This window comes from Clostridium sp. Marseille-P7770 (assembly GCF_902143525.1).
Taxonomy (GTDB): domain Bacteria; phylum Bacillota; class Clostridia; order Lachnospirales; family Lachnospiraceae; genus Pilosibacter.
The window spans coordinates 161,411-185,725 of record NZ_CABFVC010000001.1 but is presented as its reverse complement, the minus strand read 5'-3'; the positions used below and the strand labels follow the sequence as shown (position 1 = coordinate 185,725).

Sequence of the window (24,315 nt, the reverse complement as noted above, 5' to 3'; positions counted from 1 at the left end):
GGTGACTTTTCAGCAGGTCTGCGCATGGTAAAATGCGTGAACAGCGGCATCTTTGCGAAAATATACCGGAAAAAGAGGAAAAAGACATGAGAAAAATGAACAGAATTATCCCGTTTGCACTTGCGTGCGCGATCTTCGCGGCGCAGCCGGTGCAGGCGGCTACGATCATCCGTGACAGCGATAAACAGACGACCAGCCAGAATACTCAGACGACAACAGCGGGGACACAGGCTGGAAACGAGGGCGGTCCGGGATATGAGAACAGTACATCAAACAATACAAACAGTGGAAACACCCAGAGCCAGGTGAGCGCAGCGGCAAAAGCGGCTGCAGATGCCATCACAAAGCCGGAGATCACATCGGAGGCAGGAATCCTCTATGATGTGACGAACGGAAGAGTTCTCTTCGAGAAGAATGCCGATGAGAAACTCGCCCCGGCCAGCACCACAAAGCTCATGACAGCGCTCCTTGTGCTGGAGAAATCGAAACTGGACGACAAGGTGACATTTTCAAAGACGGCTGTCACAAATCTGGAGTCCGGTGCGGTGAAGATCGGACTTGTGGAAGGAGACCAGGTATCTGTAAAAGACTGCCTCTACGGACTTCTCTTAAAATCCGCCAATGAGGTTGCAAACGGACTTGCCGAGCATGTCTCCGGCAGCATTTCCGCATTCGCAGATCTGATGAACGCGAGAGCAAAGGAGCTTGGCTGCACGAACACTCATTTTGTGAACCCGAACGGTTTAAACTCTGACCAGCAGTACACGACATGCCGTGATATGGCAAAGATCGCAGCTGCCGCATTTGCGAATCAGACGCTCTGCCAGATCGATTCCACATTGAGCTACAAGTTCCCGGCAACAAAGGCTGCTGCCGCGAGAACGATCACTCCGGGCCACAAGATGCTCTATCCGAATGATTCCAGATACTATGCAGGAATCGTCGGCGGAAAGACGGGATATACTTCCAAGGCAGGAAACACTCTTGTGACCTGTGTTGAGAAGGACGGTGTCCGCATGGTCGCAGTGATCTTAAAATCCAAGAGCACCCACTATGCAGATACAAAGAAAATGCTGGACTACGGATATCAGTATGTCAATACAGAGAAAGGCAATACGACCGGAAACAGCACGACAACGACCACTACTGCGAAGCAGGAGACTGCGGGAAAGTGGGTTCAGGACAACGGAAGCTGGAGATATGAATTCGCTGATGGAACAAAGGCTGTCGGAACGATCTATACGATCGATGCCGCTGATTTCGGCTTCGACCCGGATGGAAAGATGGTGACCGGATGGAAGATGTTCGGAACTGACTGGTACTATTTTGAGTCCAACGGGACGATGGCGAAGAATGCCTGGAGACAGGATTCCGGCAAGTGGTTCTATCTTGGTGCAGACGGCAAGATCGTAAGAAATACGACGATCGACAACAAGTATAAAGTCGGCGCGGATGGTGCCTGGGTACAGTAAAAAATATGCGCTGCCGTGTGCAGCGGCGAATATCACGCATAAGAGAAAACGGCAGTGATTTCTGAAAATAATAAAGAATAAGAGGAGTGCTTTATCATGAAAGAAAGAGTAAAAGTAATGCAGGATATGTACGAGAATCGTTCCACCAACAAGAAGGCAGCAGGATGCACCGTTATCATCAGCGGCGAGATGAAAGACGTGATGGACAAGATCATTGCGAAACATCCGGAGTACAAGAGCTATGCGCAGGCATTTGCAGGCGTTGTTGAGCGCGGGATCCGCGTATTTGAGGAGGAATAATCTGATTTGGGGACAGCAGTGTTTCTGGCTGCCGGCGCCATCGCATTTGGGGGCGGCTGCCTGGCGCGTTCCCGGTATGAGCGGGACTGCCTTGTTACGGAAGAATACCGGATCGTCTCGGAAAAGATCCACGGTCCGGGAAAGACGATCGTCTTTCTGACAGACCTCCACAATAAGGAGTTCGGAGATCAGAACTGCCGGCTGCTGGATGCGGTCCGGAAGGTGAAGCCGGATGCCGTTTTATCCGGCGGGGACGGGATGGTTGCAAAAAAAGGAAATTCTGATGTGGAGATTCCGAGAAAGCTTCTGACGGAGCTCGCAAAAGAATTTCCGGTATACTGCGGAAATGGAAACCATGAGTGCCGGATGGTCTGGAAGTCTGACATTTACGGTGCAGCCTATGAAAATTACCGGGCTGCCCTGGAAAATGCCGGGATCCGTTATCTCGCGAACGGCTCTGCGGATCTCGACGGAGAGATCAGGATCTATGGTCTCGACCTCCCGAAGAGCGCTTACCTGCCAAGGTCGGGAGAGATCCCGGAAAACCTCTTGAAGGATGCCCTGGGAGAGCCGGATCCGGGAAGATTTAATCTTCTTCTCGCACATTCTCCGCTGTTTTTTGAGGAGTATGCGGCCTGGGGAGCGGATCTTACGCTCTCCGGACATTTTCACGGCGGCACGATCCGGCTTCCGGTCCTCGGCGGAGTCATGACCCCACAGTACCAGTTTTTTTATCCGCGCTGTGCGGGTGAGTTTGAACTTCCCGGAAGATGGGGAGAGAGGAGCCGGATGATCGTCGGACGGGGACTTGGAACCCATTCGATCAATATCCGGTTAAATGATAAACCGCAGGTGGTTGTGATACGGCTCTGCGGTTTGGAGGATGGAAAGAGCGAAAAAAGCTGATTTCCATGTACCGTAAGGAAAGAGTGTGCCATGGCACATTCTTTTTTGCGGTTCAAAGCAACACAAAGGCATCTGATATCTGAAAACATGAGGTGTATATGGAATTATCGTACAAACTGGAAAAGTTTGAAGGTCCGCTGGATCTTCTTCTTCATCTGATCGAAAAAAACAAAGTGAATATCTATGATATCCCGATCACCGAGATCACGGACCAGTACATGGAGTACGTTCGGAAGATGGATGAGGAAGACCTGGATGTGGTCAGCGAGTTCCTGGTGATGGCGGCGACACTTCTCGATATCAAGGCGCGGATGCTGCTGCCGAAAGAAGTAAATGAGGAAGGCGAGGAGGAAGATCCGAGAGCGGAACTTGTGATGCGCCTCCTGGAATATAAGAAATTCCGGCTGATGTCGGAGGAGCTGAAGGATCTGGAGACCGGGGCGGACCGTGTGTTCTACAAAGATCCGACGATCCCGCCGGAGGTGAAGGAATACGAGGAGCCGGTGGATCTCGATAAACTCCTGGATGGTGTGACGCTCACAAAGCTTCAGAAGATCTTTGAGGCGGTCATGAAGCGGCAGCAGGACAAGATCGATCCGGTCCGCAGCACGTTCGGAACGATCAAAAAGGAGCCGGTGAGCCTGGAGGAGAAGATCACTTCGGTTCTCGGCTATGCGAGAAAACACCGGAAGTTCAGTTTCCGCCAGATGCTGGAAAAACAGAGAGATAAGACGGAGGTCGTCGTGACGTTCCTTGCACTGTTGGAGCTCATGAAGGTGGGAAAGATCCATCTGACACAGGAACATCTGTTTGATGACATGTACATAGAATCTCTGGAGCCGGAAGGCGGGGAACAAGATGACAATGAAATCGTCGTCACGACTGTTCAGTAGGACTGCGGAAAAGTCTGCTGCCGGGATATACGAGTGTAAACGGTGACAGGCGGGCGAATGTGCTGAGCGCAGGAAAACATGGGATGATACGATCGTGGAGGAATTTGAATGAGAGTGGAAAACCTGAAAACACAGGAGTCCGTTGTGGAGTCCGTGCTGTTTACCATGGGGCAGTCTGTGGAGATCCGCCAGCTTGCGGCGGCATTGGAATCGGATGAGGAGACGGCCATCCAGGCCGTGGAGCGCCTGAAGGAAAAATATGACAAGAGAAAAGCTGGCATGCAGATCGTCCGGCTGGATGACAGCTACCAGATGTGCAGCCGTGTGGATTATTATGAAAATCTGATCCGTGTCGCGGCAACGCCGAAAAAGCAGATCCTGTCGGATGTGGTGATGGAGACGTTGGCGATCATCGCCTACAAGCAACCGGTCACAAAGGCCGATATCGAGAAGATCCGTGGGGTAAAATCGGATCATGCAGTCAACCGGCTTGTGGAATACGATCTCGTCTATGAGGCGGGTCGCCTAGATGCGCCGGGCCGCCCGGCACTTTTTGCGACGACCGAGGAATTCCTGCGCCGTTTCGGCGTCGGATCCACGGAACAGCTCCCGGAAATGAATGTGGAGCAAAGAGAAGAGATCCGGAGCGAGGTTGAGGAAGAGCTGAACCTGAGGATCGATGAGGAAGGTCATCTGCTGGATGATGACGAAGATCCGGAAGAAGATACAGATGAGAATGAGAACGAGAATGAGAACGAGAAAGAGATAGAAAACAACGAGGCTTACGGGGAGGATTCCATATCATGAAATGCAGTGAGATCAAAGTAGTCAAAAAAGACGGGACGAAAGAGGAGTTTAATGTCCAGAAAGTCCTGGCGGCGGTAAATAAGTCTGCAAACCGTGCGATGATCAACTTCTCGAAGGCCGAGAGTAAGTTTATCTGTGAATTTGTGGAAGAAAAAGCGGAGGACCTGGATGAGGCGGAAGTCCCGATTGCCCAGATGCACAACATCGTCGAGGGCGCTTTGGAGCGCGTCAACCCGGTGGTCGCGAAGAGCTACCGCGATTACCGCAACTATAAGCAGGATTTCGTCCAGATGCTCGATGAAGTCTACAAAAAGAGCCAGTCCATCATGTACATCGGCGACAAGGAGAACAGCAATACGGACAGTGCTCTTGTCTCCACGAAGCGCAGCCTGATCTTCAATGAGTTGAATAAATCTTTATATCAGAAGTTTTTTATGACCGTCGAGGAGCTTCAGGCATGCAGGGATGGATATATCTATATCCACGATATGTCCGCGCGACGCGATACGATGAACTGCTGCCTGTTTGACGTCAATGAGGTCTTGAGCGGCGGTTTTGAGATGGGAAATATCTGGTACAATGAGCCGAAGACCCTGGATGTCGCATTTGACGTCATCGGCGATATCGTTTTAAGCGCGGCAAGCCAGCAGTACGGCGGTTTTACGGTTCCGAGCGTGGAGAACATCCTGGCGCCGTATGCCGAGAAATCCTACGGAAAGTACATCGAAAAATATATCGATCTCGGTCTCGACGAGGAGAAAGCGAAGGAGATAGCCTGGAATGACGTTCAGAGAGAGATGGAACAGGGCTTCCAGGGCTGGGAGTACAAGTTCAACTCCGTTTCCTCCAGCCGCGGTGACTATCCGTTTATCACGATGACGGCAGGAACCGGAACAAGCCGGTTCGCAAAGATGGCGACGATCACGATGCTCAATGTGAGAAAGAAAGGGCAGGGAAAAGAAGGCCACAAGAAGCCGGTCCTGTTCCCGAAGCTTGTGTTCTTATATGATGAGAACCTTCACGGACCGGGAAAAGAGCTTGAGGACGTTTTTGAGGCCGGGATCGAGTGCTCTTCAAGGACGATGTATCCGGACTGGCTCTCCCTGACCGGTGAAGGTTATATCGCAAGCATGTACAAGAAATACGGGAAGATCATCAGCCCGATGGGCTGCCGGGCGTTTCTCTCTCCGTGGTATGAGCGGGGCGGCATGGAACCGGCTGATGAGAATGATGTTCCGGTGTTTGTCGGCCGCTTCAACATCGGCGTTGTGAGCCTGCATCTTCCGATGATCCTTGCAAAGGCACGACAGGAGAGCAAGGATTTCTACGAGGTCCTGGATTATTATCTGGAGCTGATCCGGAAGATCCATATCCGGACTTACGCGTACCTTGGAGAGATGCGCGCGTCCACAAACCCGTTAGCGTACTGTGAGGGCGGATTCTACGGAGGTCATTTAGGACTTCACGATAAGATCAAACCGCTCCTTAAGACGGCGACGGCATCCTTCGGGATCACAGCGTTCAATGAGCTGCAGAGACTGTACAACGGAAAATCCCTGGTGGAAGACGGGGCGTTTGCGATCGAGGTCTTAAAGCACATCAATGAGAAGGTGGAGCAGTTTAAACATGAGGACGGAAATCTCTATGCGATCTACGCGACACCGGCGGAAAACCTCTGTGGGCTTCAGGTCAAGCAGTTCCGGAAAAAGTACGGGATCGTGGAGAATGTCTCCGACCGTGAGTATGTCAGCAATGGCTTCCACTGCCATGTGACGGAAGATATCACGCCGATCCAGAAGCAGAACCTCGAATACCGGTTCTGGGAACTCTCCAACGGCGGAAAGATCCAGTACGTGAAATATCCGATCGACTACAATAAAGAGGCGATCCGCTCCCTCGTGCGCCGCGCGATGAAGATGGGATTCTATGAGGGCGTAAATCTGTCGCTGTCCTACTGCGATGACTGCGGACACGAGGAGTTAAATATGGATGTGTGTCCGGTCTGCGGCAGCAAAAACCTGACAAAGATCGACCGTATGAACGGATATCTGAGCTATTCCCGCGTCAAGGGCGATACGAGGCTGAATGATGCGAAGATGGCCGAGATCGCGGAGCGGAAATCGATGTGATGGAAACAGTTAGCAGTGCGTAAATTTTGTCAAACAAACGCGTTGCAAGCTTGCTTGCATAAGGGTTTGTTTGGCAAAATTTACATAGGGCGAACGCCCGAGAGATTCTTGTTTTTATGAAATAAAAACAAGAATATGTGCACTGCGTGAAAATATAAAATAAAAAAGAGGTGATCTCATGCGCTACCACAACATTACAAAAGAGGACATGTTAAACGGCGACGGCCTGCGCACCGTCTTATGGCTTGCTGGCTGCAGCCATGCCTGTCCGGGCTGCCAGAACCCGGTGACATGGGATGTGAAAGGCGGACTCCCGTTTGACGAGGAGGCAAAGCAGGAACTTTTCGAGGCGCTGGCGCCATCCTGGATCTCCGGCGTGACATTCTCCGGCGGTGATCCGCTTCACTGGCAGAACCGGAAAGAAGTGGGAAATCTGATCGAAGAAATCCACGAAAAGTTCCCGGAAAAGACGATCTGGCTGTATACAGGATTTCTGTGGGAAGACATCCTGGATCTTCCGTTTCTGAAAAACGTGGATGTCCTGGTGGACGGACCGTTCGTGGAAGCAGAAAAAGATGTGACCCTGCACTGGAAAGGCAGCGCGAACCAGAGAGTCATCGATGTGAACCAGACGTTAAAAAATAAAAATGTAGTGCTCTATCAATCGAAATAGGACAAACGATCAGGGACAACTCCTGATTTTGCCGATTCTTCGCATTCCGAATCGGCAAAATCTGCTGCCACAACTGTACACGGCAGGAGAGAGGCAGAAGGAGACAGTGACAGCTGCGTTGGCATGTGATACAATAAGACCATAGAAAACATGAAGACTCATGGGACGGATAGAAGAGAAAATTACAGAGAACTTTCATGGAAAGGAAGAATGTCTATGCTGGCGAAATATGTATTCTGTATTTTAACGATCGAATGGGCGGTACTCGGAATGCGCCTTTTAAAAGGAAAAGGACGTTCTTATGAGCGGATCCGGAATGATGACAGGATCCGGGAAAAAGAACAGTTTGTCCGTTTTCAAGGAATGAATCTCCTGTATCTTGCACTGGTCGCATTCCTGACTCTGCTCACGACATTTGCAGGTTCCGACCGCCTGACGATCCGCTTTTTTGAGCTCACAGCATTGGCTCTGTTTGGGCGGCTGCTGTATGGAAACTGGAAATACAGTGGGAAGATCTGGATCCGGTGGTGACAATATAACAGAAACTATGCATCCGAAGGAAAGCTCAGTGGGGAGATTCCTGTAGGTGTGAGAAGGTGCTGAATAGTTACAAATAAAGGAAAAAGGGATTTGGCATATCAGATGATGGCCAGGTCCCTTTTTGTATTTCAATGAATTTCGAAAGAAGCTGCCAGCGGCAGAACTGTAAGTGGTACTGCGACATTTACCGGATCTGGATCCGGATCGTCCGCTCAAACGGATGTTCCGGCGTTGTGATGGAAAAATGTTCCGGCAGAACATGCGGAGAATCCGGAACATCCTGGGCTTCGAGCGCGATGGCGCATGACGGGCAGGAGTGCGTGCCGTCCGGGAATCCGATGGAATCATCGAGAAATCCGCCGGAATAGACGACGAGTGCCGGGGCATCCGTGTAAAGCGTGATGGAGTGTCCGGAAACAGGATCGCTCAGGATACATGCTTTTTTTACAGGCTGTGGAAGCGACCGGAAACTGCGGGAGGTCTGGTCACGGCTCAGGATAAATGCATGGTTGTAACCGCGTGCGATGGAAATCTGCCTGCGGCAGCGGGAGCGGAGTTTTTCTTCGCGCGGCAGAAAATCCAGCCGGCTTTTAAGAGAAGCCGGGCTGGAAAAATCGAATATCGTCCTTGCAATAGGGATGATTTCGACGGGAATATGTTCCTCGTTATTCAGGCAGACATTGTTTGCGAAAACGGTGAGTGTCTCATCAAGCGCGGAAGATGAGAAATCACCGGAAAGATTCCAGTAGGTATGATTCGACATATTGATATAAGTCGGCCGGTCCGTCGATGCCCGGTACCGGATGGTCAGCCAGTTGCTGTCATCGAGCGTATATTCCGCATGAAACGTGCGATTTCCCGGATATCCGTCGACGCCGTCGGCGAGAAATGCTGAAAATCCGATCGAGACAGAATCATAATCCTGGCGGACGAATTCTGTGTTCCAGTTCTGAGCGGAGAGATTATGCGGACCGCCATGCAGCTGGTTCGCACCTTCGTTTGGGGTCAGAGGGATCGTTTCTCCTCCGAGAAGGATGGAGGAGCCGGAGATCCTTCCGGCATTCGGGGCAAGCGTTGCTCCTGCATAACACGGACAGATGCGGTAAAAATCAGGATTGCCGGAACTCAATGTGATCGGAAGTTCATTCCCGTCTGTTTCCGGATGGTCGGACCATTTCTTGCCTTTAAAAGCAATTTTTTGAATGGACGCTCCAATCGAAAACAGGGAGAGCGAGAGTCCTGAACTGGTTATTATGTCGAAAAAATGCGATTTTTCTCCGGTATCAAATGTGAAAAATTTATCACTTAACTGCATGATACGCCATCTCCTTTCTGATTCCAGTTTAAAATATTTGTACAAAAAAGAGAACATAAAAAAACGACGAGAGCAAGATTTAAAAACAATACAGCAAGCGATGATAATGATGATTATTGGAAAAAAGGTATAATATAAAGTAAATAAAGCGAAAGGCACAATAGAAATTATCTTCTGAAGTGACTGCCAATACAGTACGAAAAAAGAAAAGACTCAAAATGACAGTGAAAAAGGGAGGAACGCAATATGAGCAGTATGTTGGAATTTCAGAACATCTGTAAATATTTCCCTGGTGTAAAAGCACTGGATAATATTTCGTTTAAGGCATATGCAGGCGAGGTTCTGGCATTCCTTGGAGAGAACGGAGCGGGGAAATCCACACTTCTGAAAGTGCTGAATGGAGATTATCAGCCGACAAGCGGAAAATATCTGCTGGACGGTGTGGAAAAACATTTCCAGTCCCCGCATCAGGCGATCGAAGAAGGAATCTCCGTTATCTATCAGGAACGTCAGATTCTTCTGGAGCTTTCGGTCGCAGAGAATATTTATCTCGGAAGAATGCCGGTCAACCGTTTTGGATTCATCGATACCCAGAAAGCAAACCAGATGGCATCAAAGATCATTGAAGATTTTGGTCTTCCGATCCACCCGTCGACAAAAGTCAAAGATCTGAGTATCGCTTACCAGCAGATGGTCGAGATCATGAAGGCATATTCGAGAGAGAATCTGAAGGTAATCTGCTTTGATGAGCCGACAGCATCCCTTTCCGATTCAGAGATCGATGCTCTGTTTAAGATCATCGAAAAGCTGAAAGCGGAAGGCAAGATCATCATCTATGTATCTCACCGAATGGATGAGATCCAGAGGATCACCGACAAAGTGGCGATCTTCAAGGATGGTCATTATGTGACGACAGTAAAGACCGGTGAGGTCCCGGAATCGGAGATGATCCGGATGATGGTCGGACGTGATCTCGGAGATATCTACAAAAATCTCGACAGGAACAAAGAGATCGGAGAGGTTCTCCTGGAAGTAAAAAATGTTTCTTCCGACTATGTGAAAGAGAATTCCTTCGTCCTCAGAAAAGGTGAAGTGCTTGGATTTTCCGGACTTGTCGGTGCAGGACGGACAGAACTCATGAGAGCGATCATCGGCGCGGATCCGATCCGCAGCGGAGAGATCATTCTCGAGGGAAAGATGATCCAGAACCGATCTCCGCATGAAGCAATGGAACACGGGATCGTTCTCGTACCGGAGGACAGAAAACTTCAGGGAATTCTTTCAAACCTTGATATCAGTGATAACATCAATATTTCCATGCTGGACAAAAACTCCAACAGTCTCGGCTTTGTAGATGCAAAGAAGGAAGAAAAGATCGCAGAAGACGGCATTAAAAATTTCAAGATCAAGACGCCTTCCGCAAAGAAAAAGATCGTGGAGCTGTCAGGAGGAAACCAGCAGAAATGCATCGTTGCACGCTGGATCAGCACGAATCCGAAGGTCCTGATCCTGGATGAACCGACAAAAGGAATCGATGTCGGTGCAAAGTCCGAGTTTTACCAGATGATCTGCCAGTTCGCAAAACAGGGACTCGGCGTGATCCTGATCTCTTCCGAACTGCCGGAAGTCATGGGATTATCCGACCGGATCATTGTCATGCGTGCAAGACGGATCGTTGGTGAGGTTTCAGCAGAAGATGCAACTGAGAGTACACTTCTCAGCATGGGAATGATCGGGGAGGTAAAAGAAGCATGAGTACAAAGAAAAAAAGTAGGATCCATATTGACGGCGACAAGCTTGTTCTGATCGCAGCGATCATTGTAGTATTTGCATTGTTTACCTGCCTGAATAAAAACTTCCTGTCCGTCACAAACATGATCAACATCCTGATCGCGGCATCCCTCGTCGGAATGGTCGCAGTCGGACATACATATCTGATCATTGCCGGTCAGAACGACCTGTCTCCTGGTTCACTTGCAGCGTTTTCGGGAGTTGTAGCAGCACTTCTCGTATCAAAGGGAATGCCGTTCGCGGCAGCTGTGATCGTTACGATCGTCTGCGGAGCAGCCGTAGGCTTCTTCAATGCATTCATGGTCAACAAGATCCATCTGGAGGCATTCATCGCAACACTCGTAACACAGTCCATCATCCGTGGATTTGCCTACATCATCTGCGGAGGAAAACCGGTATCCATCAGCAATAAGACATTCCTTCTTCTCGGAAAAGCAAGGATCTTAAACATTCCGGTATCTGTATGGATCATGATCATCTGCATCGTCGTATTCGGTATCATCCTTGCAAAGACGAAATTCGGACGCAGCGTATATGCGATCGGCGGCAGCATGGATGCAGCAAGACTTGCAGGCTTAAATCCGAAAAAGATCATCACAACCTGTTATGTGATGATGGGTATCCTCTGCTCGATCGGCGGCATCATCTTCGCGGCACGTATGAACTCCGGACAGCCGGCCGCAAACGTCAACCTCGAGTTTGATGCGATCACAGCCGTTATCCTCGGCGGTGTATCCTTCGTCGGCGGTGTCGGCAACATGGGCGGCACGATCCTCGGTATCATCCTGATCCAGTCCTTCAACACAGGACTTACGATGGTAAATGTTCCAAGCTTCTGGCAGTATGTCGCAAAAGGCGGACTTCTTCTTTTCGCTCTGACAACTGACTACATCAGAAAACAGAAGCGAGAGAAAGACCTGCTTGCAGCTTCCATGAAGAACCTGTAGATACCAGGGACCAAAGGCCGGAAATCCGGTGCAAGCGGATTTTTGATCCCAACATCATTGTATCAATGATGTAAACAAAATAAATTTTATAAATGGAGGGTTTTATTATGAAAAAGATGAAAAGAACAGCAGCGTTTGCAGCAGCCGCATTATTGACAGCAACGGCACTTGCCGGATGCAGCAGCTCCGACACATCCGCAACAACAGCAGCGGCAGCAGCTGATACCACCGCAGCAGCAGCTGACACGGCGGCAGCAGATGCAGGATCATCAGAAAAAGGTGTTGTTTACGGTATTTACAAAGCCGGCGACCAGACCTGGTTCATTGATGAGGGCGCAGCAGCACAGAAGAAAGTAGAGGAAAATGGAGATGAATTCATTTTCGTAGATGCAAAGATGAGCCCGGAAGAATACCTGAAAGCAATCGATAACGCGATCGCAAACCAGGCAAAGGGAATCGTAACCTGTATCCCGGACCAGACAATGTCCCAGGCTGCCGTTGACAAGTGTAAAGAAGCAGGCATCCCGATCGTTGCAGCCGATGATGCACTTCAGAACGACGCCGGTGAAAAGATCGCTCCGTGGGTAGGAATCAATGCTTACGTCATCGGACAGGCAAACGGCGACTGGCTTGCAGCATATGCAAAAGACAACGGTCTTGTAGAAGATGAGACAAGCGGTCTTCTGATCCTGACAATGGATACCGTTTCTTCCTGCGTACCGCGTGCAGAAGGTGAGTATGATAACTTCACAGCAGGCTGCCCGGACTTCCCGACAGAAAGAATCTTTAAAGCAGACTATGACGGAACGACCGATAAAGGAAACACAGCGGCGACATCCGTTATCACAGCACATCCGGAGATCAAGAAATGGATGGTAACAGGTGCAAACGAGGAAGGTACGATCGGTGCTGTCCGCGCACTTGAGAGTGCAGGTCTTGATGCAGATGCATGCGTAGTAGGTCTTGGTGCTTACATGGCAAAAGACGAGTGGAACAACAAAGGCGCTGACGGTACCTGCATGAAGGCAGCAACATACTTCTCATCTGACTCCGTAGGAACCGGTTCTGTTGAGGTTCTGTATGATGTGATCGCCGGTAAGGACGTTCCGCAGGAGACAGCAGTCGATGCAGTTGTCGTAACACCGGAAAACTACAAAGAAGTAATGGGAAAAGCGGCAGAATAAAAAGAGACCGAGTCCTGTTTTTGTAAATCCTCTCATAAAAAGGGCTGCCTGAATGATTCCGGCAGCCCTTTTCGCATGATATGATCCGATCAGGTTCGATTCTGGTTACAGGCGAGACGGTATTCGGTCGGCGTCTGTCCGGTCACCTTTTTAAAGGTGGTACAGAAGCTGCTCTCACTGCTGAAACCGGTCTGGAAGCAGACGTCCTTGATGGGGATCTCCGAAAAGTTCAGAAGATATTTTGCATTGTTTACCCGTGTCAGGATCACGTATTCATGCGGCGAGAATCCAGTCTCTTTTTTGAAAAGACGACTGAAATAAAAAGGACTTAAAGAAGCCTGGGAAGCGAGATCGTTTAAGGACAGGATCTCCGTCAGATGATTGTTGATGTAGGTGATCGTGTCCTCGATGATGCCGCCAGAGACAGCCTCCGGGTGTTCGTGGTCGCGACTGACAAAAAGTTCGGTCAGCATGTTGACAATGTAATTGTTAAACAATGCCTCCTTTAACGGGAGATGTTCCCGGAAACGGAGATAGATCTTATGGAGATACCGCTCAAACCGGTAGGTGTCTTTCAGACTGATGACCGGAGCGGAACTGCTCATGATCGCCTGATAAAATGCACGTGCCATAGGACCGTCAAAGTGGATCCATTCACATTCCCAGGGCGTCGAGCTTCTGTAGGCATGGGGATGATAACAATCGAGAAATACGATCTGGCCGGGAAGTGCCCGGAATACCTGATCATTCAGCTCAATGATGCATTCCCCGCGCTTGATGTACATGAGAAGAAAATTGTCGAACGCAGTGCGGCGGAGACTGTAATCATCGCTGTAGGAAAAATTTCCGATGATCAGCGGATAAAAAAATAAGGACTGCGCCTGGGCACTTGGGGTATAGACATAATAGTCGGAACCGGGGAGAATCCCTTTTTCGGTAGAGATCATGGAGTGTTTCCACCTTCCTTTCAAAGACGGATCCGGCAGGATCTGACGGCTGGTTACGATGTGCGCATGGTGCGGAAGATGACTTCCGGAACGAAAGAGCCGGGATGCGCAGTACTGGTTTCGATTATAAAGAGAAACGGGAAAAAGGTCAAGAATGATGAGAGCAATTTTTTGAAATTACATGGCAACTGAAGGTAATGAAAAACAGGAGTAATTACAGTATAGTATAAGCAAGAACGAAAAATAAGAGGGTTCCTGAAACGAAAGCAGGGAGATGTGGTTGCCGTTCAGGGAGATGAATTTTCTGAACTGAAAATTCCGTACAATACAGGAACGAGAATAGAAAACAGCAGGAGGTCAGAATTATGAGTGGAGTGAAGATCTGGGAAGAAAATGTGGTCATTCCTACTTATGGGATCGGAGCAGCAGATAAAAACCCTATGTTTTTGGAGAGCCGTGTTTATCAGGGAAGCTCCGGCCGGATCTATCCGTACCCGACGATCGAAAAGATTTATGATGAGAAAGAAGATAAGACGTACCATGCCGTCTGGCTGGAAAATGAGTATCTGAAAGTCATGATCCTTCCGGAGCTCGGAGGCAGGATCCAGAGAGCGTACGACAAGACGAATCATTATGACTTTGTCTATTACAACCATGTGATCAAACCGGCTCTTGTCGGCCTCTGCGGTCCGTGGATCAGCGGAGGAATCGAGTTCAACTGGCCGCAGCACCACCGCCCGACGACCTTCTCACCGGTCGACTATCTTCTGATCGAGAATCCGGACGGATCAAAGACATGCCGTGTCAGCGACGTCGATCAGATGTACGGAACAAAAGGCGAGGCAAGCTTTACCCTCTATCCGGGAAAAGCCTATATCGAGATCAAAGGTCAGCTCTATAACCGGACTTCCACACCGCAGACCTTCCTCTGGTGGGCAAACCCGGCTGTCCCGGTCAACGATCACACACAGTCGATCTTCCCGCCGGATGTCCATGCTGTGATGGATCATGGAAAACGTGACGTTTCAAGATTCCCGATCGCAACAGGGATCTATTACAAACATGACTACAGCGAAGGCGTTGATATTTCCCGTTACAAAAACATTCCGGTTCCGACCTCCTACATGGCGGAAAAGAGTGATTTTAACTTTGTCGGCGGATACGATTACCAGAAACAGGCAGGAATCCTTCATGTTGCCGACCATCATATTTCCCCCGGAAAGAAGCAGTGGACCTGGGGATGCGGCGATTTCGGAAAGGCCTGGGACCGCAACCTGACAGATGAGGATGGCCCGTATGTCGAGCTGATGACCGGCGTCTATACGGATAATCAGCCGGATTTCACCTGGTTAAAACCGATGGAGGAAAAGCGGTTTACCCAGTATTTCATGCCTTATAAGACGGTCGGAGCCGTAAAGAATGCCAGCATCGAGGCGATGGTAGGACTTGATGCGGATGAGAGCGGGATCCGTGTTGCTGCATACACAACGCAGGAATATCCGGATGCCCGAGTCATCCTTACATATGAGGGACAGGTCCTTCTGGATGAAAAGAGAACGATCTCACCGGTCGCTCCGTTTGAGACCCATCTCGATCAGGTTGTTGAGGACGAGACAAAACTTACGGTCCGCGTTCTCGACGGAACGAGAGAGATGATCTCCTACACACCGGCGAAAAAAGAGATCCCGAAGGTTCCGGATCCGGCGGAGGCAGCGAAAGATCCGGAGGAGATCATGTCAAATGAAGAACTGTTCCTGACAGGACTTCACATTGAGCAGTACCGCCATGCGACATACCGCCCGGACCCATACTATCTGGAAGGGCTGAAACGCGACCCGGGCGATATCCGGATCAACAATGCATACGGTTCGCTCCTGATGAGAAGAGGCTGTTTTCAGGCTGCTGAGGCACATTTCCGGACAGCGATCAAACGTGCGACCTGGAAAAATCCGAACCCGTATGATTCCGAGCCGTACTACAACCTTGGATTATCCCTGTTTTATCATGAACGCTATGACGAAGCGTTTGATGCATTCTATAAGGCGACCTGGTCCAATGAGCAGCAGGAGATGAGCTTCTATTATCTGGCGTGCATTGAGGCGATGAGAGGAAACTTTGAGAGTGCACTGGAACTCGCGGAAAAAGGCCTTGTGAAGAATACGCACAATATCAAGGCGAGAGGACTCCGGGCATACCTTCTTGGCAGACTCGGAAGAACGGAAGAAGCGAAAGCGGCAGTCAGCGAGAACCTTGCGATCGACCCGTTTGATTATGTTTCCATGCTGGAATCCGCATATCTGGATCCGGACCATGCAGAAGAGATCCGCGCGAAGGTCAATAAGCTTTCCAGAAACTTCCATGAGACGTATCTGATGGCGGCGAGAGACTTTGCGGAGTACGGGGCATACGACAAGGCGGTTGATACACTCCGCGAATGCAGTGAGAGCTGGCCGATGTTAAAGTACTATGAAGCATATGATCTCGGAAAGATGGGAGCTTCCCATGAGGAGATCCTGAAAGTGCTCAAAGAGGCAGAAAACTGCAGTACGGATTACTGCTTCCCGAATAAGCTGGAGGACATCCTTGTTCTGATCGATGCGCAGAAACAAGATCCGGACGGGGCAAATGCATTCTATTACCTTGGAAACCTCTGGTATGACAAGCTGCAGTACGATCAGGCGATCAGCTGCTGGGAGACTGCGGCGGAGAAGAAGCCGGGATTTGCGATCACATGGAGAAATCTCTCCCTGGCATATTACAACAAGAGAGAAGATCCGGAAAAGGCAAAGGCAGCGTTGGAAAAGGCAGCAGAACTTGCACCGAACGATGCGAGAATCTTCCTGGAGCTTGACCAGCTGTACCGGAAACTGGAAATGCCGGTCGCTGAGCGACTTTCCCGCTATGAAAAGGCAAAAGAGATCTTTATGCAGCGGGATGATCTGATGATCGAATATGTCACGCTCTTAAATCTCTCTGGCCATTATAAAGAGGCATATGACTTTATCATGGCGCACCGGTTCCATCCGTGGGAAGGCGGAGAAGGAAAGGTTACGACCCAGTATACGACCTCTCTCCTGGAGCTCGGAAAAGCGGAAATCGCAAAAGAACACTGGAGCGAGGCAAAAGAGATCCTTGAGAAGGCGCTGGTATATCCGGAGAACCTCGGGGAAGGAAAGCTGGAAGGAACGAAGGACAACCACATCCATTATTATCTCGGACTTGCAAAAGAGCATCTCGGGGAGAACGAGGCGGCGAAGGAAGAGTATGAGGCAGCTTCGATCGGAACGGATGAACCGGCAGGAATGATGTACTACAATGACCAGCCGGCCGACATGATCTACTATCAGGGACTTGCAAAAGAGAAACTTGGTCTGCCGGTGGAGGCAAAATCGAGATATTACCGTCTGCTCGACTACGGAGAGCGCCATCTGTATGACAAGATGCGCGTTGAGTACTTTGCAGTTTCCCTCCCGGATTTCATGATCTTTGATGATGACCTGGATAAGAGAAACAAGACGCACTGCTATTATCTGATGGGACTCGGATATCTGGGACTCGGAGATAAGGAAAAGGCAGCAGAGGCATTCCGGAACGCGATGCAGCTTGATCTGACGCATTTGAACGCAGGGCGTTATCTGAAGATGGCGGAAGAATAGAAGCCGGAAAAAGTCTTAACGCAGGCATAACAGAAAAAAGAAGAGACATGGATTTTGTACAATTCATGCCTCTTCTTTTTTGCAATTTAGGAAGCTGCCTGCTTCGATTACGAAAAGCAATCAGCAGGCAGTCAAATCGGATCGCAGATATCCATTGATGAAATTACATGGTTGCCTTGTTCTTTTCCGCGTCCTGCTCCCTCGCATTCATGATCAGCATCTGAAGCCGGTTCTCGATGTTTGCGAAGCTGACATCCGGATCGTAGTCGAGCGGAAGGATCTGGACGTCCGGGTAGAGCTCCTTTAAGCGCTTGGAGATTCCGCGGCCGACGACGTGGTTCGGCAGACAGCCGAACGGCTGCAGGATCACGAAGGCGCGGCAGCCGTGGGCGGCATGGTGCAGGATCTCTCCCGGGATCAGGACGCCCTCTCCGGCATCGAAGGTGTGGTGGATGATCGGATCACTCTCCTTTACAAGCTCCGGAAGGCGCACGGCCGGGCGGTCGTAGAGCGGGTGAGCACTCGCAATCTTGTCCGCCGCATCGTGGGCGAGATCAAAGAAGAGATCGGCCATCCGGTACCAGAGCTTTTCCTGGAGCGGCTTATGTAAATGGTACTCACGGACCTGCATATCCCGGTAGAAGTAGGATTTCTGGATGACATCGGACATTCTCGCCTCGATGATCTCAAAGCCGTTCTGCTCTAAAAACGCCTCGATGTCATGGTTTGCACCCGGGTGGAAGTTTAAGAGGTACTCCCCGACGATCAGGACGGTCGGTCTCGGATGAGAGCGGTCATACGGAACCTGTTTCATGATCCCGATCGCCTTTGCGAAGCCGTGTTTTGCGCCGTTTACGCCATGCCTGGAAAGTCCGTCGATCACAGCGTCCATCGCCTGCTCAAAGGCGGCATCGGCACTTCCTTTTGTGAACTCATAAGGACGGATCTTCCGGAGCAGCTCCTCCAAAATATCGATCATCGGAAGCGCGTAGGCGATCCGGAGTGCGGAGAGGAGACTTAAGCGGAATCCCGGATGGAGGTTATGGAAATCCGCATCGTCGTTTGTGAGGATCGGAACATCGGAAAATCCTGCGTCATCAAGCGCCTTTCTTAAAAGTGCACTGTAATGCGTCAGACGGCAGTCGCCGATATATTTTCCGGTTGCGATCGCGACATCTTTTCCATCGTATTTTCCACTCTTTAAAGCGGCGAGCGCTTCACCGATCACGATCTGGGCAGGGAAGCAGATGTCATTGTGGACATATTTTTTGCCGAGACGGATCGCCTCGTCCCGCCCGATCGGCAGCGGCTCTGCGCGGAGCCCCTGTTTTTCCATCGCTGCCGACATGACGCGGCAGAATGCGTGGGAGGTATTCGGGATCAGAACGATGCGCTCTTTTCTGTCTTTCTTCTCGTACTTTACCGGGTACGGATCCGTGAGGGCATGGACCGGAGCTTCCTCGTGCTTTTCTCTCTGCATCCGGACTGTCTCGATAAAGGACCGGACACGGATCCGGAGCGGTCCCTGGATCTCACTCTCGTCGAGCTTTAAGACGAGCGGGATCTTCCCGGATACCTGTTTCATGAGGCGGATGATCTCATCGGAGAGGTAGGCGTCATGGCCGCAGCCGAAGCTTACGATCTGGACATATTCCAGGTGTGGATTTTCAGCGGCAATGACAGCGGATCCGAGCATTCTCGCATGATAGTTGTTGACGACATCGAGACGGCTGTTGGTGAGATCCACGTCGTTGACGCCCGGAACGGCATCTGCGGTGAGGACCGGGATGCCGAGACTCGTGAACATCTCCGGAAGGTTGTGGTTGACCAGTGGATCATTCTGATACGGTCTCGAGGCGAGGATCACGGCGTAGCGGTTCTCCTCCGTGACCTGTTTTAAGATCCGTTCTCCTTCTGCTAAGAGCTCCTGGTGGAAGGAATCCTCCGCCATGTCGGCATAGCGGATTGCCTCTTTGATCTCGGATTCCGGGACTCCATAAGTCTCATGGATATATTTTGTGAGCTGCTCATTCCGGTCTTCTTTCGTGTACCAGTGGAACAGCGGATTGTCAAACGGGATCCCGAATACATGCTCCGGATTGTCGGAGTTTTTGATGACGAGCGGATATCCCTTTACGATCGCACACATCCATTCACTCGTTTTTTCCTTGTTTTCCGACTGGACGGAGGTGATGGACGGCATGAAGATCCGGTCCACATGCATGTTCGCGAGACTGCGGGTATGTCCGTGGACGAGCTTCGCCGGGAAGCAGACCGTATCGGAGGCAACCGCGGAAAGTCCCGACTCATAGAGCTTGTGGCTGCTCGGGGCAGACACGCGGACGGTAAAGCCCAGAGAACGGAAAAACGTGGACCAGAACGGCATGGTCTCCCAGAAGGAGAGGACACGCGGGATCCCGATCACAAGATTCCTGGAGGTTACGTGTTCCGGGACCGGGTAATCTTTCCACAGCAGGGATTCCCGGAGCTTGTAGCAGTTCGGGACTTTGTCACGCTTTTCCATGCGCTCGCGCTGAAGTTTCTGAACAGCCGGATCTTTCGGGTCTCCGAGGACTTCTCCGCGCTCACAGCGGTTGTTGGTGACCCAGGACTGGCCGTTCGGGAAGCGGACGATCGTCCGTTTGCAGTGGTTCGTGCAGAACGGGCACGGGGCATTCGCCTCCTGGGTGTAGGAGAAGGAATCCATCGCGTCGAGTCCGATGAAAGTCCGCTTTTTCGTTCCATCCGCCATCGCCTCTTTTGTGAGGATCGCGGCGCCGATCGCACCCATCATGCCCGGATACGGGGCGCGTACGATGGTCTTTCCGGTGTACTGCTCAAATGCGCGCAGAACGGCGTCATTCCGGAAGGTTCCGCCCTGGACCATGATGTGATCCCCGAGAGAGTCGAGGTTCGAGATCCGGATGACCTTCGTGAAGACATTCTCGATGATGGAACGGCAGAGACCGGCCATGATATCTTCCGGCTTTTTCCCGTTTCTCTGCTCGGTGACGATGCTGCTGTTCATGAAAACGGTGCAGCGGCTGCCGAGGACCGCCGGATTTTTCGAGGAAAAGGCGGCGTCTGCGATCTCCGTCACCGGGATCTTCAACGTGGAAGCGAAGTTTTCCAGGAAGGAACCGCAGCCGGAGGAACATGCCTCGTTGACGAGAATGTTCGTGATGATGCCGTGGTCGAGCCAGATGGCCTTCATGTCCTGGCCGCCGATATCGAGGAGAAACGTGATGTCCGGCATGTACTGGAACGCGGCTCTCGCATGGGCAACCGTCTCGACGACATGGTATTCGGTGGAAAATGCCCTGGAGAATAAAAGTTCACCGTATCCGGTGGAGCCGCAGCCTAAGATCTCCAGAGTTACGCCCGCATCGCGGTAACGGTTCCGCATGGTGATCAGGGCATTTTTTGCGACGGTCAGCGGATCGCCCTGGTTGGAGGCGTAGAAGAAGTCGAGAAGCTTTCCGTCATCGCCCATCAGGACAAATTTTGTCGTGGTACTGCCGGAGTCGATGCCGAGCCATGCGCGGACGGTCGTTCCGGGTGTGAGTGCTGCCGGAGTGAAGTCTCCCTTCGGATGTTCTTTTAAGAAGGTGTCATGTTCCTCTTTGGAGGAGAAGAAGAGCGGGGCTGTATGTTCCTGAACGGAATGCTGCTTTTTCTTCGCGTCCGCCTGGACCTGTTCCAGGCGGGAGACCCACTCAGTGAGCGGAAGGAAGGTGACCGGAGCGTCCGAGGCTTCCGGATCTGCCTCTTTGAACATGCCGTTTAAGGAGAGTGCTGCACCGTAGGCGACCATGATCTCCGGGTGTTCCGGGACTAGGCGCTCGTTTTCTTTCAGGTTCAGACGTTCAGAGAAGACATCGATCAGCTTCGGGTTGAAGGTCAGCGGACCTCCCTCAAAGACGACCGGAGGTTTGATATCGAGTCCCTGTGCAAGTCCGCCGATCGTCTGTTTGGCGATCGCGTGGAAGGAGGAGAGGGCGATATCAGCTTTTGCGACTCCCTGGTTTAAGAGCGGCTGGATATCGGTTTTTGCGTAGACGCCGCAGCGCCCGGAGATATCGTAGACGCAGGTTCCCTTGCAGGCAAGTTCGTTCATTTTTTCCGGCGGGGTCTGGAGAATGGAAGCAACTTCGTCGATGAAGGCGCCGGTTCCTCCGGCACAGCTTCCGTTCATGCGCATGTCGGCGACGTTTAACGCGCCGGTTTTTGAATCCGTCTTGAAGAAGATGATCTTTGCATCCTGACCGCCGAGTTCGATGGCGGTGCCGACGGTCTCGTATGTCTTCTTTAATGCGATGGAGTTTGCGACAACTTCCTGGATATAAGGGGTATCGGCTGCTTCTGCGACCGGTTTTGCCCCGGAGCCGGTGAGTATGATCCTGGCTTTTGTGTCAGGAAATTTTTCTGCCGCCTGCCGGATCGCGAAGAGGACGCTTGCAAGCTGATCTGCGTGGTGGCGGCGGTAGTCAGAGTATAAGAGTGATTCGGTCGTCTTGTCGAGGACCGTGATTTTTGTAGTGGTGGAACCGACATCGATTCCGATGAGTAATTGTTTCATATATTTGATCTTTCGTGATAGTGATTTATCGGGTCTGCACCGACAGAAAGAAAAAGGGCATAAACCCCGTTTCGTACCTGGATTTACGCCGATTTCTACACGATGCTGGTGATATTTTAGCGCTGGATTTTTTAAAAGTCAAGGAAATAGGTGCGAGGGAAGCGTTAAAAACGTGTTAAGAAGTGATTGGCTTCGGGCGGGGCGGTGAGCTTCCGCTCGGGAGTGAAGAGGGAGCTGATTGGCTTCGGGCGGGGCGGTGAGCTTCCGCTCGGGAGTGAAGAGGGAGCTGATTGGCTTCGGGTGGGGCCGGTGAGTTTCCGCTCAGGAGTGCAAGGTGATCGCGGGAAGGTTCCTCTAGGCTTGCAGGAGACTGCTAAGGGCGAATGCCAGGTGACACAACTCGCTGCGCTCAAACAAGTGTCACCTGGCATTCAACGCATTCTCCCGCGAGCCAAGAGGAAGCCAGATCCCGTGATCAAGGCACTCCTGATCGGAAGCTCACCGGCTGCGGGCGCATTGACCGCAGGATAAGGTGGGAGGGATAGGTGAAGACTGTGGTTTTAGCTGCGGTACAGGGGAAAATCGGCATACTATGATTTACGTGAACAATGAGCCAAGGTCTGCGCTTGCGTGAGACATTGGCGACTGTCGCGATAACAAGGGGAAACTCGCGAAGCGTGTTTTCACTTGTTGAAGTTTCATGGAAAATCCAGTATAATTTTGGAAGATTATGATACTTTTGGAGGGATTTTTATGAGCCGGACAAGTATGGATATGACGCGGGGCTCTTTGAAGAAACAGATCCTGTTTTTCAGTATTCCGCTGATGCTTTCGAATTTGCTGCAGGTTCTGTTCAACATGTCGGATATTGCGGTGATCGGGCAGTTTGCGGGGGCGATGTCTCTGGGGGCGGTTGGTTCTACGACGACGTTGATCTCGATGTATACGGGATTTCTGATCGGACTTTCCGGTGGGATCAATGTGCTGACGGCGCTTTATATCGGGGCGAGGAACCGGAAGTCGGTTTCGGAGACGGTACATTCGGCTTTTCTTGTCAGCCTGGTGGTCGGATTGATCCTGCTGATTTTGGGAGTTTCTACATCGCGCGGTGTGCTGGTGCTTTTAAATACGAAGGAGGAGCTGATCGACAAGGCCGCTCTGTACATCCGGATCTATTTCCTGGGGATTCCGGCGCTTGCGCTTTATAATTTCGGAAACGCGGTGTTCAGTGCGGCCGGGGATACGGGGCGTCCGCTGAGATATCTGTTTTTGTCGGGGATCGTGAATGTGATCCTGAATCTGTTTTTTGTGATCGTCTTTAAGCTTGATGTAGTTGGAGTGGCGCTTGCGAGTGCGTTGTCTCAGTGCCTTTCGGCGTTTCTGATCGTGATGGCATTGTTCCGGAGTCATGAAGATTTCGGACTGCATCTTGCAAAGCTCCGGCTTTCGAAGGATAAGGCGCAGGCGATCCTGCGGCTCGGGATCCCATCCGGTTTTCAGAATGCGATCTTCGGGATCGCAAATCTGTTTGTCCAGCTCGGCGTCAATTCTTTCAGTGCCGTGATGGTGGCGGGAAATTCCGCGGCGGCGAATGCGGATGCGCTGATCTACGATGTGATGGCGGCGTTCTATACGGCCTGCGCGAGCTTTATGGGGCAGAACTACGGCTCCGGAAACAAAAAGCGTGTGCGGGACAGTTATTCTGTGAGTCTTGCATATTCATTCGGGATCGGACTTGCGATGGGACTTCTTCTCGTCGTGTTCGGAAAGCAGTTCCTGTCCTTATTTACGAATGACCCGGAAGTCATGGCAGCGGGAATGAAGCGCCTGACGATCATGGGATTTTCCTATGGGATCTCCGCGTTCATGGACTGCACGATCGCGGCATCCCGGGCACTCGGAAAGAGTCTGGCACCGATGGTCATCGTGATCTTGGGTTCCTGCGTATTCCGGATCGCGTGGGTCTATACGGTCTTTGCGTATTTTCAGACGATCCCGTCCCTGTATCTGCTCTACAGCTGTTCCTGGTCGCTCACGGCGATCGCGGAGATCCTGTATTTTGTACATGCGTACCGGAGGGCGATGGAGAAGATCGCGGAAACGCGGAGCTGACAGGGGGTGTTGAGCGGGAGATGATTCTTGTTTGGATGGCTGGAAGATGGGTGATAGAAAGAGC

Annotated in this window: 16 protein-coding genes; 13 read left to right on the top strand and 3 right to left on the bottom strand. The window is 51.1% G+C overall.

Annotated features, from left to right (window positions below; genetic code table 11):
* Nucleotides 1-86 precede the first annotated feature (86 nt).
* The 8 genes from FN001_RS00855 to FN001_RS00820 all read left to right on the top strand — a co-directional run bounded on the left by FN001_RS00855 (nt 87) and on the right by FN001_RS00820 (nt 7,711).
* Complete coding sequence (locus FN001_RS00855; protein ID WP_142410520.1) at nt 87-1,472, top strand: D-alanyl-D-alanine carboxypeptidase family protein; 1,386 nt, start codon at nt 87-89, stop codon at nt 1,470-1,472.
* 96 nt (nt 1,473-1,568) lie between these two features.
* The gene (locus FN001_RS00850) at nt 1,569-1,772 is read left to right on the top strand and encodes a hypothetical protein (RefSeq protein WP_142410519.1); all 204 of its coding nucleotides are present in this window, start codon (nt 1,569-1,571) and stop codon (nt 1,770-1,772) included.
* A 6-nt stretch (nt 1,773-1,778) separates the two neighbouring features.
* Complete coding sequence (locus FN001_RS00845) at nt 1,779-2,678, top strand: metallophosphoesterase (RefSeq protein WP_142410518.1); 900 nt, start codon at nt 1,779-1,781, stop codon at nt 2,676-2,678.
* A gap of 98 nt (nt 2,679-2,776) precedes the next feature.
* Complete coding sequence (locus FN001_RS00840) at nt 2,777-3,571, top strand: segregation and condensation protein A (protein ID WP_142410517.1); 795 nt, start codon at nt 2,777-2,779, stop codon at nt 3,569-3,571.
* A gap of 108 nt (nt 3,572-3,679) precedes the next feature.
* The gene (gene scpB / locus FN001_RS00835; RefSeq protein ID WP_142410516.1) at nt 3,680-4,378 is read left to right on the top strand and encodes an SMC-Scp complex subunit ScpB; all 699 of its coding nucleotides are present in this window, start codon (nt 3,680-3,682) and stop codon (nt 4,376-4,378) included.
* Entirely contained in the window at nt 4,375-6,507 is a 2,133-nt protein-coding gene (nrdD, locus tag FN001_RS00830) for an anaerobic ribonucleoside-triphosphate reductase (RefSeq protein ID WP_142410515.1), read from the top strand. The genes scpB and nrdD overlap by 4 nt, the downstream gene beginning before the upstream one ends.
* 178 nt (nt 6,508-6,685) lie before the next feature.
* Nucleotides 6,686-7,180, top strand: coding sequence for an anaerobic ribonucleoside-triphosphate reductase activating protein (nrdG, locus tag FN001_RS00825; protein ID WP_142410514.1), 495 nt, complete (start codon nt 6,686-6,688; stop codon nt 7,178-7,180).
* A gap of 216 nt (nt 7,181-7,396) precedes the next feature.
* A complete protein-coding gene (locus tag FN001_RS00820) occupies nt 7,397-7,711 on the top strand; it encodes a hypothetical protein (protein ID WP_142410513.1) in 315 nt (104 codons plus the stop codon).
* Between the two features lie 193 nt (nt 7,712-7,904).
* Here FN001_RS00820 and FN001_RS00815 read toward each other — a convergent pair whose 3' ends face one another.
* Nucleotides 7,905-9,035: an aldose epimerase family protein gene (locus FN001_RS00815; protein ID WP_117484689.1), complete on the bottom strand. Its 1,131-nt coding sequence runs from the start codon at nt 9,033-9,035 to the stop codon at nt 7,905-7,907.
* 246 nt (nt 9,036-9,281) lie between these two features.
* On the opposite strand from FN001_RS00815, the gene FN001_RS00810 reads away from it, so the two are divergent.
* From FN001_RS00810 to FN001_RS00800, 3 genes are all read left to right on the top strand, one after another.
* Nucleotides 9,282-10,790 (top strand): sugar ABC transporter ATP-binding protein, encoded by a 1,509-nt coding sequence (locus tag FN001_RS00810; protein ID WP_142410512.1) that lies wholly within the window; start codon nt 9,282-9,284, stop codon nt 10,788-10,790.
* The gene (locus FN001_RS00805; protein WP_117484691.1) at nt 10,787-11,773 is read left to right on the top strand and encodes an ABC transporter permease; all 987 of its coding nucleotides are present in this window, start codon (nt 10,787-10,789) and stop codon (nt 11,771-11,773) included. Before FN001_RS00810 ends, FN001_RS00805 begins: the two co-directional genes overlap by 4 nt.
* A 107-nt stretch (nt 11,774-11,880) precedes the next feature.
* Nucleotides 11,881-12,957, top strand: a complete 1,077-nt coding sequence (locus FN001_RS00800; protein WP_242994067.1) for an arabinose ABC transporter substrate-binding protein — start codon at nt 11,881-11,883, stop codon at nt 12,955-12,957.
* Nucleotides 12,958-13,046: 89 nt separating this feature from the next.
* Here the strand turns inward: FN001_RS00800 and FN001_RS00795 are convergent, their stop codons facing one another.
* Entirely contained in the window at nt 13,047-13,904 is an 858-nt protein-coding gene (locus FN001_RS00795) for an AraC family transcriptional regulator (protein ID WP_117484692.1), read from the bottom strand.
* A gap of 365 nt (nt 13,905-14,269) precedes the next feature.
* Between FN001_RS00795 and FN001_RS00790 the strand changes: the two genes are divergently transcribed.
* On the top strand, nt 14,270-17,560 hold the full coding sequence (locus FN001_RS00790; protein WP_142410511.1) for a DUF5107 domain-containing protein: 3,291 nt from the start codon (nt 14,270-14,272) through the stop codon (nt 17,558-17,560).
* 163 nt (nt 17,561-17,723) lie between these two features.
* On the opposite strand, the gene FN001_RS00785 is transcribed toward FN001_RS00790, so the two are convergent.
* Entirely contained in the window at nt 17,724-22,139 is a 4,416-nt protein-coding gene (locus FN001_RS00785) for an acyl-CoA dehydratase activase (RefSeq protein WP_142410510.1), read from the bottom strand.
* A gap of 753 nt (nt 22,140-22,892) precedes the next feature.
* On the opposite strand from FN001_RS00785, the gene FN001_RS00780 reads away from it, so the two are divergent.
* Complete coding sequence (locus tag FN001_RS00780) at nt 22,893-24,251, top strand: MATE family efflux transporter (RefSeq protein ID WP_142410509.1); 1,359 nt, start codon at nt 22,893-22,895, stop codon at nt 24,249-24,251.
* Nucleotides 24,252-24,315 lie beyond the last annotated feature (64 nt).